This is a genomic window from Paenibacillus vietnamensis (assembly GCF_020169515.1).
Taxonomy (GTDB): domain Bacteria; phylum Bacillota; class Bacilli; order Paenibacillales; family Paenibacillaceae; genus Pristimantibacillus; species Pristimantibacillus vietnamensis.
The window spans coordinates 234969-251150 of record NZ_JAHMHW010000004.1; the positions used below are offsets into that span (position 1 = coordinate 234969).

The following is a 16182-nucleotide window of genomic DNA, read 5'->3' on the forward strand; positions in this document are numbered from 1 at the left end:
ACCCTTACGGTATGCCCTCATTTTATCAGAAGGAGCCGAAGAACACATGATCACCGCATTTATTATCGCTTGCGAAGTCGGGTTTTGGCTGTTCGTCATTGCCGGCTTGGCAGCCCGCTATTTATTAAGATGGAAAAAGCTCGGAGCTTTTCTGCTCATCTGTACGCCTCTGATCGATCTCGCCCTGCTTATCGCCGCGGCATACGATTTGCGCGGAGGAGCCGAAGCGACCATGGCGCACGGCATCGCTGCCGTCTACATCGGCGTTTCGGTTGCCTTTGGCCACCGGATGATCAAATGGGCGGACGAGCGCTTCGCCTTCCGGTTCGCAGGAGGTCCCGCCCCGGCCGGAAAACCGAAGAGCGGTAAGGCGCATGCTCGTCACGAACGGATCGCCTGGCTCCATCACCTGCTCGCATTCGCGGTCGGCTCCGCCATTTTGTACGGGATGATCGCCATGACCGGCGAAGCGGCGCGAACCGAAGCTCTATTAGGCACTATGCGGCTGTGGTCTCTCATTGTCGGCATCGACTTTTTGATCAGCTTCAGCTATACGTTTTGGCCGCGCAAAGAAAAAGAAGCAGTCCGCTGACCGGGCTGCTTCTTCCTCGTTCACCTTACAGCCGGATCAGCTGCTCCCGTCTCGGACCGACCGACACGCTCGACACCTTCACGCCCGTCTCCGCTTCGACAAACCGGACATACTCCTTCGCCGCATGCGGGAGCTCGCCGAACTCGCGGATTCCGGACAGATCGCACCTCCAGCCCGGCAGACGGCGCAGTACCGGCTTCGCTTCGGCCAGCCGAGCGGTTACCGGAAAATCGCCGGTTATTGTCCCGTCCAGCTCGTATCCCGTACATACCGGTATTTCATCGAGATAGCCGAGCACATCCAAATTCGTCAGTGCGATTTCCGTCGCCCCTTGGAGCCTGCAGCCGTAGCGGACGGCTGCCGCATCAAACCATCCAACCCGCCGCGGACGGCCGGTCACGACGCCGAACTCCCCGGCATCTCCGCCCCTGCGGCGCAGCTCGTCGGCTTCCGCTCCTGCCAGCTCTGCAGGAAAAGGGCCGGCCCCGACGCAGGTCGAATAGGCTTTCACGACCGCGATAATGCGAGTGATTGCATAGGGCGGAACGCCGGCGCCGACCGGAGCGAAGCCTGCCAGCGTCGATGACGAGGTTGAATAAGGATAGATCCCGTGATCCGGATCCCGCAGAGCTCCAAGCTGTCCCTCCAGCAAAATCGGCTCGCCGCTGCGGCAAGCGTCCTGAAGCAGCCTGGTCGTATCGCATACGTACGGCTTAATCCGCTGTCCCAGCTTGAGCAGCTCCGGGAGCAGCGCTTTGGCGTCAAGCGGCTCGCATCCGTATAAATGTTGAAGGAGCACGTTTTTGGCTGCGAGCGATTGCTCCAGCTTAAGAAGCAGCCTTTGACCGTCTTCCAGATCCGCCGCCTGAATGCCGAGCTTTGCATATTTGTCCGCATAAAACGGGGCGATTCCCCGCTTGGTCGAGCCGAAGCGGCTGTCGCCCAGCCTCCGCTCCTCGAGCTCGTCGAACAGCCGGTGAACCGGAAGGACGATTTGCGCCCGCTGCGAAATCCGAAGGGCAAACGCCGGCACGCCCCCGGCTGCCAGCGCCTCCTTCTCGCGCAGGAGCGACTCGATATCGAGCGCCGCGCCCGGTCCGATCACGTTCGTTACCTCCGGATAAAAAACGCCGGACGGAAGCATGCTCAGCGCAAATTTTCCGTATTCGTTGATGATCGTATGCCCCGCGTTGCTGCCTCCCTGAAACCGTACGACATACCTCGATTGCGCCGCCAGCGCATCCGTCATTTTGCCCTTTCCTTCGTCTCCCCAGGTTGCCCCGACGATTGCCGTCACCGTCATGCCAAACCGCCTCCGATCTTGTCATCGCCTTGCACGGTTTATTATAATAAGCTCAGCAACATTAGAAAAATTGATATTTCTAATATCTAATATAAAATGAGGTAATGGTTATGCAAGCCAATCTGGAATGGTACCGCGTCTTTTATTGGACGGCCAAAACCGGCAGCCTGTCGCGGGCGGCGGAGCAGCTGTACATCACGCAGCCAGCCGTCAGCCATACGATCAAGCAGCTTGAGGCGAAATTGGGAGGGCCCTTGTTTCTGCGCAGCGTGAAGGGGGTCACTTTGACGACGGAGGGACAGGTGCTCTACCGTTATATCGAGCAGGCGTTCAGCTTCATGGAGGTCGGCGAGCGGAGAATCGCGGAAATGCACAGCCTGCTCAGCGGCGAGATCAATATCGGCGCCAGCGATACGCTTTGCAAGCATTTTTTGATGCCCTATCTGGAGCGGTTTCATGCCGGTTATCCCGGCATCCGGATTCGAGTGACGAACCGGACGACACCGGAAACGGTCGCCCTGCTCAAGGACGGCAAAATCGATCTGGGCATCGTTCATCTGCCGGCGTCCGACAGCCTCGTCAGCTTTCGCGAGAGCATGCCGCTGCAGGACTGCCTCGTCGGTGGAAAAGCCTATGCGGACAGCGAAGCCGCGAGGCAAGGGCTGAAGCTGGAGGAGCTGCACAAGCATCCGCTGCTGCTGCTGGAACGGGGAAGCAGCACGCGCCGCTTTCTCGACGAATATGCCGATGCGCACGGCGCGAAGCTGTCCCCGGAGCTGGAGCTTGGCAGCACCGACCTGCTTGCGCAGTTTGCGAGAAGCGGCTTCGGGCTCGCTTTCCTTATCCGCAGCTACGCTGCGGACGAGCTGGCAGCCGGAGAGCTGGTCGAAATCCCGCTGCACCCGCCTATACCTTCGCGAAGCATCGGCATCGCAACGCTCCGCGGCGCCCCTTTGTCCGCGGCCGCCAAGCAGTTCGCGGAGCTGCTTCCTTGAGCAACCTGCGTGAACCTTCATTCACTTTGGATGTGTTACGGCGGGTTTCGCAACCGCCTCTTCATTACGCCGCAGAGCCGTAATAACGATAGAAACTATCGCAATTCCGCCAAAACTAGCGGCCCTGCCGAGAAGAGCGATAGAAATGTTCGCGAGAACAACTTAACCTTGACCAAACGAAATGAATTGTTTCATCGATCAGGCTTCAGGAATATAACGCCAGCCGCCGTAAGCGGTAATATCCTCCGCCCCTGCGGCGGCATACGCTTCGCAGACGAAGCCGGACACTTCGCGTCCGTCCGACAGCTCGATCTTCCCGATGCCGAGGGGCGCCGGAATCAGAGATGTAAACGTTCCGAAGGCGGCCGGGGACATTTCCCACAGCTCGAGCTCAATGGAAGCGCCGCCCTGCTCCTGCTTGATCATTCCCGGCTTCGCCGGCGTCGTCGCCAGCTTCACCAGCTTGTAGCGGGGAGCGGACTTCGCTTCCCCGACAAATCGTGCCTGCAGCCCCAGCATCTGTTTCTCAAGCGGATAACCGCGCATATGCAGCCCGCAAACGGCCACCGTCACCGCGGCGTCCGTCGGGATCAAGGCCACGATCGCATGCGCATCTGCTGGCTTGTCTGCGGGCACGTCAACCGGCTCATCCTCCGGCATGCTTGCCGGACCGTTAGCTTGCACGTACGACGACCCGTTTACTGGCGCGCCCACCGGTTTATCCGCCGGCATGCTTGCCGGTTCGTTTGCGGGCGCGTACGACTGCTCGTCTGCCGAATCCTTCGCCGGCAAAGCACCGCCCAAAAACGCCGCGGCCGCACCCGTGATCAGATGCTCGTTCTCCGCCAGCGCGAACAGCGTGATGCCGAACGGAAGCCTTTCCTCCGCCGGGTCTGCAGGCACCGCGACCGCGCACAAATCCAGCAGATTGCAGTGATTCGTATACCTTCCCATATCGCCGTTCGTGCTGTACGGCTCCCGTCTCACCTGCTCGCGGGTCCAGGTTCCGCCGCAGGTCGGCATCGCGAGCACGGCTCCCCGGAGCAGCTTGCCCGCTTCCAGCTTATACGCTTGAAGATTGTGCATCGCCTTGAATACCGAAGCCGCATCGTATTCCGCAGCCGCACCGGAGCGCAGAATGCTCTCCGTCACCGGAAACGCCGTGCCGGGATGCGACTCGATAAAACCGCTTAACCCGGCCCAGCGCTCGGCTACCCAAGGGCCGCCGTACAAGATCGCGGCCGCATCCGCAAACAGCTGAACGTCTACTTCCTCGACCTCGATGCCGAGCCGCTGCAGCCGGCCGGCTGCCTTCTCCCATGCGGTCCGGTAAGCTCCTTCGAACGGGCCGTAAAAGCCGGGCTCCCCCTTCGGCAGCAGCAGCTTCGCCGGCCGTTCGGCCGAGAGCCGCTGCACGCCGCGCGACCAAGGATCCTGCTCATCCGCTCCGCGAGCAACGGCATCCACCGCGAGCGCGTCCTCCAGCGTATGAGCGAAAACCGTCACGCAGTCCAGACTTTCGCATGCCGGAACGACCCCCTTCACCGGCCAAGCGCCTAGGCTCGGCTTATAGCCGACGAGCCCGTTCAGCGCCGCCGGCACGCGTCCCGAGCCTGCCGTATCCGTTCCGAGCGAGAATGCCGCATGGCCGCGTGCGACCGCAACGGCGGAGCCTGAGCTCGAGCCGCCGCTGATCAGCTCCGGGCGCAGAGCGTTATGCGTCTCCCCGTAAGGGCTCCGGGTGCCGACGAGGCCTGTGGCGAATTGGTCGAGATTCGTTTTGCCGACCGGAATCGCCCCTGCGGCGACGAGCCGCTCTACTACGCTTGCATGGTTCACGGGCGTATAAGCGAATTCGGCGCAGCCCGCCGTCGTCCGAAATCCGGCCAGATCGATATTGTCCTTGACGGCAAAAGGGATGCCCCAAAGCGGGGCGCTCTCCATGTCGAGGAAGCGAAGACGCTCCAGATAAGGGCGCATGCCTTCAAGCGAAGGCGGCTCGATCCACACGTTCATGCCGGCGTCCGCCTCGGAACGCCTCACAATTTCAGCGGCTACGTCCTCCGGCGTCACCGTTCCCTCCCCGTAGCCTGTTCGCAGCCATTTCAGCGACAGCTTCTGCGGCATTTTCAAGCCAGCCTTACTCATACGATCGCCTCCGTTTCCTTATGCTGCATAATACTTACGATCAATTGTCCGTTATGCACCTGATCGCCGGGAGCCACATTTACCGAGCAAACCTCGCCGTCGCAGGACGCCTGCTGGGAAAACTCCATCTTCATGCTCTCTACAATGATAAGCGTATCGCCCTTCTTGACCCGCTCGCCCGGCTGAACGAGCACTTTCCACACGCTGCCGGGCATCGTGCACCGGATTGCGGCCGCTCCTTCGGCCAGCTCCTCCTCCTGCTCCGGACGGGACGGCTCGGGCTCCGCTGCATATTCTGCAAGTCCAAGCGCCTTCCAGCTTTCGCGTTCGGCCTGGAACGCAGCCTGCTGCGTCTCCTTGAACGCCGCCGCACTGTCCTTGATGGACGCCAAAAACGCCAAATATTCGCCGAGGTCGAAAGTCGTCTCCGTAATGTCCGCCTCGTACCGTCCGCGCAGAAAATCCTCGCGCAGCCGAAGCAGCTCCTCCGCTTCCACCGGATAAAACTGAATCTGGTCAAAAAAGCGGAGCAGCCAAGGCTTGCCCGGCTGGAAGCTTTCCGTGCTGCGGAGCCTGTTCCACATCTGGATCGTGCGGCCGACAAATTGATAGCCGCCCGGCCCCTCCATTCCGTATACGCACATGTAAGCTCCGCCGATGCCGACGGCGTTCTCCGGGGTCCACGTGCGCGCGGGATTATACTTCGTCGTCACGAGCCGGTGCCGCGGATCGACCGGCGTCGCTACCGGCGCCCCCAAATAAACGTCGCCGAGCCCCAGAACCAAATAGTTCGCGTCGTATACGATTTTCCGAACGTCCTCGATGCTGTCCAGCCCGTTAATCCGGCGGATAAATTCGATATTGCTCGGGCACCACGGCGCATCGGGACGGACCGTCTGCTGATAGCGGTCAATCGCCAGCTGCGTTGCCGGATCGTCCCACGAAAGCGGCAGACGAACGATACGCGACGGCACCTTAATCGACTCCAGCGGCGGCAGCGAGCTGTCCAGCTCCAGGATCAGCTTGCAAGCCTCGCCGACCGTAATTCGCGAACGGTCGATATGCACCTGCAGGGAGCGGATGCCCGGCGTCAAATCCAGCACCGGAATGGAGCCTGACCGCTCGATCGCCTGCATCAGCGCATGCGCCTGGAAACGCAGCGTCAGATCAAGCTCCAGCTCGCCGTATTCGACGAGCAGGTTCTCGTCTCCGCTGCAGCGGATGCTGATCGGAAAACGCCTGCCTTCCGTCTCGCGCACAAGCAGCGGATATTCCGGCGACATCGAGTTTTTTGCGGCCGGAAGGTCCGAAAGCGACAGACCTTCGCGTGCCGGAGCGCCGATTGCCGCGAGATAACGCTCCTGCTCCTCCCGCAGCGAATCGGCTTCCTCCAGCGTAAGAAGCTGAAAGCGCACTTTATCCCCGGGATGCAGCTGCCCGATTTTCCAGAACTGCGCCGACGCCGTCGTTACCGGACAAACGAAACCGCCGAGGCTTGGGCCGTCCGGGCCGAGCAGAATCGGCATATCTCCGGTCAAATCAAGCGTACCGACTGCGTACGCGTTGTCGTGAATGTTCGACGGGTGAAGGCCTGCTTCGCCGCCGTCCTCGCGCGTCCAGAGCGGTGCGGGCCCGATCAGTCGAACGCCCGTGCGGGAGCTGTTGAAGTGCACCTCGAACGTCGTCGCGGCCAGCTGCTCCAAATATTCGGGCTTCAAAAACTCGCCCGTACAATGAGGTCCAGGAATGACGCCGATCGTCCATTCGCTCGTTATGACCGGGCGCAAACCCGGCGCCAAAGCGGCCGGCACCTCCGGCTCCGCGCCCTTATTCATTCCGAGCACGTCGCCTGCACGCAGCGCCCGGCCGCCGTGTCCACCGAAGCCGCCGAGCGTAAACGTCGACGCGCTACCCAGTATCCGCGGCACATCGAAGCCGCCGGCCACAAGCAAATAGGCACGAAGCCCCGCCTTAGCTTCTCCGAAGCTCAGCACCTGGCCCCGCTCCGCATAAACCGGCCGGTACGGATCGATCCTGCCGCCATCCAGCTCCGCTTGCATATCCGCGCCGGTGACGCAGAACCAGGCGCCGCTGCGGAACTTGTACGCCCCTCCGCGCAGCGTCAGCTCTAGGCCCGGCGCGTCATCGGCGTTGCCGAGCAGCTTGTTGCCGATCCGGAACGAATACGGATCCATCGGCCCGCAAGGAGGTACGCCGACATCCCAATGCCCGACCCGGCCCGGCCAGTCCTGCACCGTCGTCTGCACCCCGCCGTCGAGCACCTCTATCGCGCGTTCTTCCGGCTCAAAGCCGTTCAGCAGCTGCGTATATACGCTGCCATCGGCGACGTCCTCATCCGCGAGCAGCGCCTGCAAATATTGCAAATTCGTCGTAATCCCGTACATTCTCGTTTCTTCCAGAGCGCGGATCAGCTTTTGAATCGCCTCCTCGCGGTCGGCCCCGTGCACGATAATTTTGGCGAGCATCGGATCGTAGAGTGTCGTAACCGTCATGCCGTCCCTCACCCACGACTCGTTGCGGGCGCCGGCCGAGAATACGGCCTTATCCAGCTGTCCGGCGCTCGGACGGAAGCCTAGCAGGCAATCCTCCGCATAGATGCGGGCTTGTATGCTGTGGCCGGAAGGCTCCTTGACCAGCGAACGTAAATCCTTCAACTCGCCGGCCGCCTCGCGCACCATCCACTCCACGAGATCGATGCCGAGCACCTCCTCGGTTACGCCATGCTCGACCTGCAGCCGCGTATTCACCTCCAGAAAATAGAAGCCGCCCGTTTCCGGATCGTACAAATATTCCACCGTCCCCGCGCTTCGGTAGCCGGCCTCCTCGGCGAGCCGGCGCGACGCCTCGAACATCGCGGTGCGCACCTCGTCCGTCAAATTCGGCGCCGGGCTTTCCTCGATAACCTTCTGGTTGCGCCGCTGGATCGAGCAGTCGCGCTCCCCGAGCGTGACGACCTCGCCGCTGCCGCTGCCGAAAATTTGCACCTCGACGTGACGGGCACGGGCAATATATTTTTCCAAAAACAAGCCGCCGTTCTTGAAGTTGGTCTCCGCCAAATGCTTAACGCCGTCATAGGCGGAGCGCAGCGCCTCCTCGTCCGCGCAGACGCGCATCCCGATGCCTCCGCCGCCGGCCGTGCTTTTCAGGATGACCGGATAACCGATCCGGCGGGCATGGTCAAGCGCATCCGCCAGCTCCGTAATGAGCGGGGTGCCCGGCAGCAGCGGAACGCCTGCACGCTCGGCTATTTCGCGCGCCGAATGCTTGAGGCCGAACAGCTCCATTTGCTCGGGAGTCGGACCGATAAACACAATGCCGCGCTCGCGGCAAGCCCGGGCAAAATCCGCATTCTCGCTCAGGAAGCCGTAGCCCGGGTGGATAGCCTGCGCCCCCGTCTCGATCGCCGTCTTCAGGATCAGCTCCGCGTTCAAGTAGCTTTCCTTCGCCGGACCTTCGCCGATCAGCACGGCTTCGTCCGCTTCATCGACATGCCTGCTGTCCTGGTCGGCTTTCGTATAGACGGCAACCGATGCGATGCCGAGCCTGCGCAGCGTGCGCTCGATGCGGACGGCAATCGCGCCGCGGTTTGCGATTAACACTTTTGTGAACATAATACCCTCTCCTCTATTCTCCGATGAATATGTCCTTTCGCTCCCCTATTGCTCCCAGATCAGCACGCGCACTGGCGTCGGATTGTAGGCGTTGCACGGATTGTTAAGCTGCGGGCAATTGCTGATCAGCACCGTCGTTCGGGCGATCGATTGCAGCTCCACATACGCTCCCGGATGCGATACGCCGTCGGCGAACTGTAGCCCGCCTTCCTCCGTTACCGGCACATTCATAAAAAAGTTAACGTTCGGCGCCAAATCGCGTTTGGTGTAGCTTTCACCGCACTTAGCCAGCTGAAGCATGAACGTGTCGCGGCAGTTGTGCATATGCAGCTTGTCGTGCGAATAACGGACCGTGTTGCTCTGCGCCGAGCAGGAGCCGCCGACCGTGTCATGGCGTCCGCATGTATCGGCTACGATGGTCAGCAGCTCCTTGCCGGATTCCGACAGCAGCTTCGAGCCCGCCGTCAAATAAATATTGCCCTGGGCCGCGATCGTCGCGACCGCGCTGTAATGGTCCTCGGGATGATCCGCATCGTAGAACAGCGTATCCGCCGCCTGATTCCCCTCCAGATCCACGATCCTCAGCGCCTGCCCCGGCTTTAGCTCATGCATCCAGCCGTCCCCTGCAAAAATGATTTCGTCGAGAACGGCATCCTCGATTTTGCGAGGGCTTTCCACCCGGTTAAAATCAGCCATTTTCCATTCCTCCCGATCCGGTAAATTGATGCTGCAGGCCGAGCAGCGCGTAATATTCGCCGTTGTTCTCAAAAGCGCGCCTGTTCTCCGGCCGGTAGTTCAGGCAGTAGTCGTCTCCGCTTACCGGCCCGGCTTCGAGCACCTCAAGCTTCACCGGAACGGACGGATAGGTCGTGCCGGGATCGAGCGGATTCGGCGTGTTGGACAACAGCAGCAGCACATCCATATCCGTTCTGAGCGTGACGCTTGCTCCCGCCGGGCAGTGGCCTTCAGCGTAGTGCATCGCCCCCTGACCGTCGCAGTACACCTTCGAGAACAGATTCACGTTGGGAACAAGATCCCGAACGCCAAGCCCGTTTCTCACGAGCTCCACCGCAAAATTTTCCTGGCCGCTGCGCAGCCAATCGTTTCTCAGCTCCTGGTAGCTTGTTTTGCCGTATTTGGCATCCGTCCCGGCCCGCAGCGTGTACCCGCAGAACGTGTCGTGCCAGCCGAGCTCATCCTCCACAATGCTTGCCAGCACCCGCCCGTTGTCGCTCATGAGCACATGGCCCTTCGTCAGATGCGACGTATGCTGCGCTTTTACCGTATCCGGCATGTTGTACCTTTCCGTCAAATCCTTAGCGTTGTAGAGCAGCAAGGAAACGTTCGCCCCCGCTTCCAGAGCCGTAAACCGAAGCAATTTCCCGCGGCCGACCGTCCCCGACCATTTGCCGCCCGGTCCGATCGTCGTGCTCCAAATGCTGTCCAAGCTCATACTCATACTCATGCTCATGCTCATGTTCATATCCCCCTCAACTTCGTTATAAAAAAATAAAGCCCGGGAGATTAATCTCCCAGGCTTTTATCCTTCCGTGTTATATAGAGGCGCGGATGCGCAATCCGCCTTTCGCCCTCTATATGCCGTCTCTCGGACCTGGCCTGCTTGAAGCCGACTTCGGCGGCCGTTGCCGGCCTCCCGTCAGCTGCAAGGAGCGGAACCCTAGACAGCGATTTCGTTCTCAATGGCAATCATGAGAACCTTTATTCAGTTGTAATGTTTTCTAACGTTAAAACGAAGTATAAGGGCTGGTTTCGCATCCTGTCAACACTTATGTAAGGTATTATTACACATTTGTCGGATTAGGCAGTTAATCTGAGCCCAGCAAGCTGGGGAATCATTACTGTATTTAATGCCCTTATTATCCTGTTAGAGGAAAGTTGAGATGAAATAGATGGAATTGATGCATGTAAAACCGGCACTTCTGTCCGAATCGGGCTATACTCAGAAAAATAAATGTGCCGGATCCCGTTATTTCGAGAATGTGCGGAAATTAGCCGAATTTATACACAGTAAATCCATTTATTTCGGCACAGTGGTTTGCACACCGGCAATACTTCATTTTGCTGCACAAAGCGCATGCCAGCTGCCAGCAGCGGCTGCCAGCTCCTGCCTTCCGACGTGCCGCACAACAAAAAAAACCGCCCGCAGGCGGTTTAGCCATACCCATCATTATTCCGCGCTGCGCCTGCCGTAGCTTGCGGCGAAGCGCATCATCCGATCGTATGCATGCGGGTCAAGCTCCTTGAGCGGATGAAACTGCGGATGGTTGGAGTTCACCTCAAGCACCCATAATCTCTGCTTGTCATCATATGCAAAGTCTATGCCCATTTCATGCATGCCGGAACGTCTCGCACTCAATGTACGGGATATTCGCAGCGCCGTCCGTTTCAGCTGCCGGATGCGTCCGTCGGTTTGCTCGGCCGATAACGCCAGCAAATCTCCAAGCCGGTCCATTGTAATAAGCTCTCCGCCTTGATGGTAATTCGTGACGATCTTCCCCTCAGCCCCCACCTTCACCATAAAGCCGGTACATACCCACGGACCGCGCCGCCTGCGCTGCACCATAACCCGGATATCGTAGGGACGGCCGTCCAAACGATCCAAAGCTACAGCTTCCTGAATAATGAGGCGGGATGTTCGGGCGAGGTCCACATGCTCGTACGCCTCGGCTAGAGTGCCGAAGGCTGCGTACAGCTGCAAGTTATCTTTTATCTCGTACAGCTCGAATCCTGATTCCGACCGGCTCAGCCTGAATATGCCCTTGCCAAGCGAGCCGACATCCGGCTTCAAATAAACGGCGTCAAAACGGTTCATCATGCTTTCCAAATTGCTCAGGCTGAACCAGGCCGTGCGCGGAATAAGAGGCTTCAGCTTCCTGCTCGCCGATAAATACCGGTTCACGAGCAGCTTTCCTCTTATTCTCTGACTGGCATATCGTCTCTTATACACTGCATTCACCTCTATTCTATGTTATGAGAATAGAGGGCCAAGCTTATGGACGAACGTTTAGAAGCTTCAAAAATACCAATTGGGCTATTGGGCCTGATGGGATTCAATAGATTATCGGGGTATCGGATCTGATTTCGAAGCGGCTCCCTTAACGAGCAGGGAGTGCCTGATGACGGCTTGCTTCGCGGATTGCTGCTGCTGCTGCGGGGATTGCAGAAAAAAAGGGGCGTTATGTAACATTTCCGTTAATGCATTCATAGCCGCTTGCTCGGCCAAAGCTTCGTTTTCAAGCAAAAAATAAGCGACCTGGTAGCCGTATATCTCATATTGCTTTAGGATACCGGCCTTCCGGCGCAGCTCCTGCTTCTTATCGATTGTCAGCTCCACCCTGCATTCACCTTCCTATTGTCGGCAAGACCATAAGTCGACTGTGAATGAGCTAACTATACACCATGAACTTACATCCGCAACAGTACCATATTTCTGTAGTACCATTAAAAATGCATGTATGGCTTATAGTAACGAATGAAACTTAATAAAGAAATTATCGTTCAGGATGCAAGCGGGGCTACTTTTACTTTACTTTACTTTACGTTTCTTTATTTAGTTCGTACGGTGTCGGATTTTTCTTTAAAGTCTATAGAAATTGTAAGAAACGATTAAGCCGCTCGGTGATGTGCTGCCTAGAGCCTGGCATCCGTAGAATATGTCTCAAAAAACCTATGTAAATGATGGAACGTATCTAAAATCATTTTATGGAATTTTGACACGTAAAAACATACTTTATTTCTTCGTCTCAAAAAGCATGCTTTATAAAACTTATCTTAGAGGGGAAAAAAATTCATCACATGAAAAAACCGGACCCTTTACTCTACAGGAAATCCGGTTTTCGTAATAAAAGTACAATGAGCGGAGTTTGACTAACGTTATCCCTATAGCGGAACAAATTGATAGCTAGCTTTCACTTCCGAATGAGGGTAATGACTAGTAGCACTGCATCTCGCATACAACCCGATCGAAGCGTTGTTCCGCGAGGTCTTCCTCTCGAATCCAAAAATAAACGCGACCGACGTCCCCGAACATGATGCCGGTTTTCTCTTCTTCTGAATCGATTTGAAGAAGCAGCCTCCATTTCAACGCGGACTTTATAGCGCGTTCATTGACTCCAGGATCCTTGAGCATTTCATATGTGAGTTCAGTTGTCATAACCTCGCAAGCTACTTGCATATCACCTTGTATTTGATCTGGATGGCCGAACAATCGGTGAACCATATCACTAGCTTCGGTGATTTCTCTGTACTTCTCAATAAAGACTTCCCAGTATTTATCGAAATGTTCACGATTCCCGTTCCATCCAAGCCCCATACTCTCCAAATAGGCCGATTCTGGAGCAGGTACTGAAAGTACGGGCGAGAATGTGACCCCGTTTGGCTTGAAGATGGCGTCTTCTGTGAGTTCGGGCAGAGGTTTGCGGGTAAGTCCTGAAAGCCCCTCGACCGGCGTAAAGATGACATGGCAAGTGTTTGGATCATCATAGAAGTCCTCATCTTCGTACATCGGTTCTACCGCGTAAAAGAAAGAAAGTAGACCTCTCGGCGAAAGTGGCGTAGGATCGGGCAAATCGGCCAGATTTATTTGAGCTATGAACGACATATTGTACCCTTTCCATTTTGGCCACTCAACGTCAGCAGCCAGGTCTGGTTGACCGCCGATCTTGCTCACACCCAAGGGGAAGTAGGAGTCTTCAACTGGTTCCAATTGAATCTGATACGACGAAATGATCAAGGAATCGAACCGGTCTTTATATACTTCAAGACCGGACGTTACTAGAAGATCTAGAATTTGGTTCTTATTCATAACTACCTCCAAATTGGGTTATGCCTGTACCGGACCCAAAATCTAATTTTCGTTAGACATCTCAATTCCTTTATTTCTGAGATAAGTTGCTAACGTAATCTGCCAAATATTCAATAAATAAGAGATCGTCTGACTGCGCAAAGCCACCAATCCCTTTTTAAGTAACGTATCCGTTCGTTTAGCCTTGGCTTTATAGCAAGGAAGCCTTTACTTCTTGTTCCATTCTGACAAATTTATTTTTGCATAAATTGCCAAATTTCTTCAACGATGGAATGTTGTTTGTTCGCAACTCGAGAGTTTCCGCTGTTTATTGCAGTTCCATATTTTTTAGCTCCTTCAATATATTTATCGGTTAGATTCTGGAGATTCGTCAAAGATTTTTCCCGCCAATCAATCTCGTATTTTTTGTTACCGAAAATTCATGTAGCGTTCAACTATCGTCTTCGTCAGTTCAGTGTTCGGCTTCAAGAATCCTATCGCTATGGCCTCTTTTATGTAGATTCATCATTTCGTACCAATATCTAATTGTTTCCTCGTTAAATTCTTTTTTGGATACTCTCTCGAGCCAATCGTAAAGTTCCTTCTGTTTTGGTCTGGAGATGTCAAACTCAATCATAATCATTCATTTTCTTATCCATATCATTTTGCCTCCATTTGAAGTATAGTTACCCTTTAGCTTAATCCGAAAAATCAAACATCCAATTCTAATTGTTCAATTAGAAAATCACCTTGTCCGATTTTCAAAGTTTTCTTTTCTAGACTATATTCCCACCCATTTGCAATTGCATATTTAATTAAACGTTCGCAATTCTTTGGTCTATGAAGGTTGAAGTGCCAACTGCCTTTCCATGTAAACAATACTTCAAAATATGAGGTATTAGATGAATACACCTTAAAATTGACAAATTCATTACTTGGTATTTCATTAATAACGATGTGAAATCGATAACCATTAATTATAATCTGTTTTTCTCTTTTCCGAAACGTTTTCAAAGAAATCACCTTTAACCTTATGGAAGGTATCTTTCGATCAATAGTTCGGCAGATTTACTGGATTATCCTGCCTCGTTAACGTGGAAAAGGCAGCTCATCCTTTTGGGTAGCTGCCGCGATAGTCTTTCTTTATTCAGCTATCTGACCAATAGTGATTTTTCCTTCATGATGAAATTCAACTACGAACTTTGAAGGGAACAGAACATAAGTATCAGAACTAACCGCCAATACATCTTCTAAAGAGTCAACGATTTTGTGAAGCCGCGTCTGTACTACAGGGAAGTCTCCATAACTCCAGATAACAAATACGTCTTCTGCATTTACTTGTCCATATTGTTTATTTAGAAAATGTTCCATTTCAGCAACATCATCTACAACCCTTTTAAACCTAACCTTTTCCCAATCGATACTCGACCAGGATGTAAAAGGATATAAATTTTGGAGCAAGTCATATACATTTTCGCTCATTTCATTTGACAATATTCTAGTACCATCACCTAAGGCCACAATACATTCCTCAAACAACTGGCCATACACTTTTTCTTGTCTTAACTTCTGTTTCTCAAGGACTTGTTCTAATTTCCATCTTCTATTTCGTCTATCTTCCATATTCTCACCTAATCCTTAATAACCTTATGGCCATCCAGTACCAATTGGAGTATCCAGTTAACGTCTCAGTTAGTTGAACGCAAGGTGCCGTTCATTCGATGATGGTTTCTTGAATTACAATGAAATCTTTCTCTCTTATAGAAGTCCTTCACTTACCTTGTTCAATATTTCATTAACTTTATTCTTGATTTCGATGTTATCTCTTGATGTAAATGTAATTAAAGGATTATTCCAGTTTTCTATTTGCTTATCTTCTTCTTCATCCATTTCAATGAGAACCAATCTATATTTTCCTTTTGGGTTTCCTTCAGGATACCACCCTAAATCAAGCATTCTGTTTCTTGATTGATTTATAAAGTAAACAATATCCTCTATCAGATCCATCTGACATGGGAATGATTCATCAATGAATTCATTAGTATTGATCTCGTAAAAGTGATTCCATTTGACTACCCAGTCTGATGTTAATTTCAGAGAGACTATTTGATTTTCCACTGTTGTTCCGCCTTAAATTGGTTTGAGGTATTTCATATACCGTTCTTGTATTCAATACTTCCGACGAATGTCGGTTGCACTATATATGCAGACAGCCTCGTCTTGGTGAGTGTTAAATTATAGTTCCCGTTAGGCAGAGGACCTTACCGAATGGATCGATGCGTTAAAAATGGTGTTATCTGAAGTTGAAGTCATCTTTGAAAAACCATAACGTTTATTTATTTTCGTCTTTTTCAATATACTGTTCTAACTCTTTTTCGATTTTTCCATTACTTAAATTATAGTCATCATCCTTAATGATTCCTTGTAGTTTTTCTAATTCATAAACCCTAGAATCTAATTTTTTTGTTATTGAGAACAAATGACCAATAATTCCTGCAGCAACAACTAGTAAAACAAAACTACCAAATGGTCCGAAGAAGAAAGCAAATGCCACTAAAAGAGTAATGGTAAAAATTATTGAAAGTGTTATGTATCTCATGAATTAGATCTTCCCTTGTTTTGAACTTTATTATGATCTTACTTCAAATTTCAGATAACGTCTATTTCAGCGAACTTCTCAAACATCTTAATACATTATAAAAATTGGT

At 53.7% G+C, this 16182-nt stretch carries 13 protein-coding genes and 1 riboswitch; of the genes, 2 read left to right on the plus strand and 11 right to left on the minus strand.

Going from position 1 to position 16182, the window contains the following annotated elements; all coding sequences use genetic code 11:
- Positions 1-46 precede the first annotated feature (46 nt).
- The gene (locus KP806_RS11360) at positions 47-592 is read left to right on the plus strand and encodes a hypothetical protein (RefSeq protein WP_224723715.1); all 546 of its coding nucleotides are present in this window, start codon (positions 47-49) and stop codon (positions 590-592) included.
- Between the two features lie 25 nt (positions 593-617).
- On the opposite strand, the gene KP806_RS11365 is transcribed toward KP806_RS11360, so the two are convergent.
- On the minus strand, positions 618-1895 hold the full coding sequence (locus KP806_RS11365) for an adenylosuccinate synthase (protein WP_224723716.1): 1278 nt from the start codon (positions 1893-1895) through the stop codon (positions 618-620).
- 110 nt (positions 1896-2005) lie between these two features.
- Between KP806_RS11365 and KP806_RS11370 the strand changes: the two genes are divergently transcribed.
- Positions 2006-2890 carry a LysR family transcriptional regulator gene (locus tag KP806_RS11370; RefSeq protein WP_224723717.1) on the plus strand — a complete coding sequence of 295 codons (885 nt, stop codon included), beginning with the start codon at positions 2006-2008 and terminating at the stop codon, positions 2888-2890.
- A gap of 198 nt (positions 2891-3088) precedes the next feature.
- Here KP806_RS11370 and KP806_RS11375 read toward each other — a convergent pair whose 3' ends face one another.
- The 10 genes from KP806_RS11375 to KP806_RS11420 all read right to left on the minus strand — a co-directional run bounded on the left by KP806_RS11375 (position 3089) and on the right by KP806_RS11420 (position 16073).
- The gene (locus KP806_RS11375; RefSeq protein WP_224723718.1) at positions 3089-5038 is read right to left on the minus strand and encodes an allophanate hydrolase; all 1950 of its coding nucleotides are present in this window, start codon (positions 5036-5038) and stop codon (positions 3089-3091) included.
- A complete protein-coding gene (gene uca, locus KP806_RS11380; RefSeq protein ID WP_224723719.1) occupies positions 5035-8670 on the minus strand; it encodes an urea carboxylase in 3636 nt (1211 codons plus the stop codon). The genes KP806_RS11375 and uca overlap by 4 nt, the downstream gene beginning before the upstream one ends.
- A gap of 45 nt (positions 8671-8715) precedes the next feature.
- Positions 8716-9366: an urea amidolyase associated protein UAAP2 gene (locus KP806_RS11385; protein ID WP_224723720.1), complete on the minus strand. Its 651-nt coding sequence runs from the start codon at positions 9364-9366 to the stop codon at positions 8716-8718.
- The gene (locus tag KP806_RS11390; RefSeq protein WP_397376385.1) at positions 9359-10147 is read right to left on the minus strand and encodes an urea amidolyase associated protein UAAP1; all 789 of its coding nucleotides are present in this window, start codon (positions 10145-10147) and stop codon (positions 9359-9361) included. The genes KP806_RS11385 and KP806_RS11390 overlap by 8 nt, the downstream gene beginning before the upstream one ends.
- Before the next feature lie 50 nt (positions 10148-10197).
- Positions 10198-10363: riboswitch (guanidine-I (ykkC/yxkD leader) on the minus strand.
- A gap of 495 nt (positions 10364-10858) precedes the next feature.
- Positions 10859-11638, minus strand: coding sequence for a YheC/YheD family protein (locus KP806_RS11395; RefSeq protein ID WP_224723721.1), 780 nt, complete (start codon positions 11636-11638; stop codon positions 10859-10861).
- A gap of 111 nt (positions 11639-11749) precedes the next feature.
- On the minus strand, positions 11750-12025 hold the full coding sequence (locus tag KP806_RS11400) for a hypothetical protein (RefSeq protein ID WP_224723722.1): 276 nt from the start codon (positions 12023-12025) through the stop codon (positions 11750-11752).
- Positions 12026-12622: 597 nt separating this feature from the next.
- Positions 12623-13495 (minus strand): YwqG family protein, encoded by an 873-nt coding sequence (locus KP806_RS11405; RefSeq protein WP_224723723.1) that lies wholly within the window; start codon positions 13493-13495, stop codon positions 12623-12625.
- 1122 nt (positions 13496-14617) lie between these two features.
- Positions 14618-15097, minus strand: coding sequence for a CDI toxin immunity protein (locus tag KP806_RS11410; protein ID WP_224723724.1), 480 nt, complete (start codon positions 15095-15097; stop codon positions 14618-14620).
- Positions 15098-15232: 135 nt separating this feature from the next.
- On the minus strand, positions 15233-15592 hold the full coding sequence (locus tag KP806_RS11415) for a hypothetical protein (protein ID WP_224723725.1): 360 nt from the start codon (positions 15590-15592) through the stop codon (positions 15233-15235).
- Between the two features lie 214 nt (positions 15593-15806).
- The gene (locus KP806_RS11420; RefSeq protein WP_224723726.1) at positions 15807-16073 is read right to left on the minus strand and encodes a hypothetical protein; all 267 of its coding nucleotides are present in this window, start codon (positions 16071-16073) and stop codon (positions 15807-15809) included.
- Between the last annotated feature and the right edge of the window lie 109 nt (positions 16074-16182).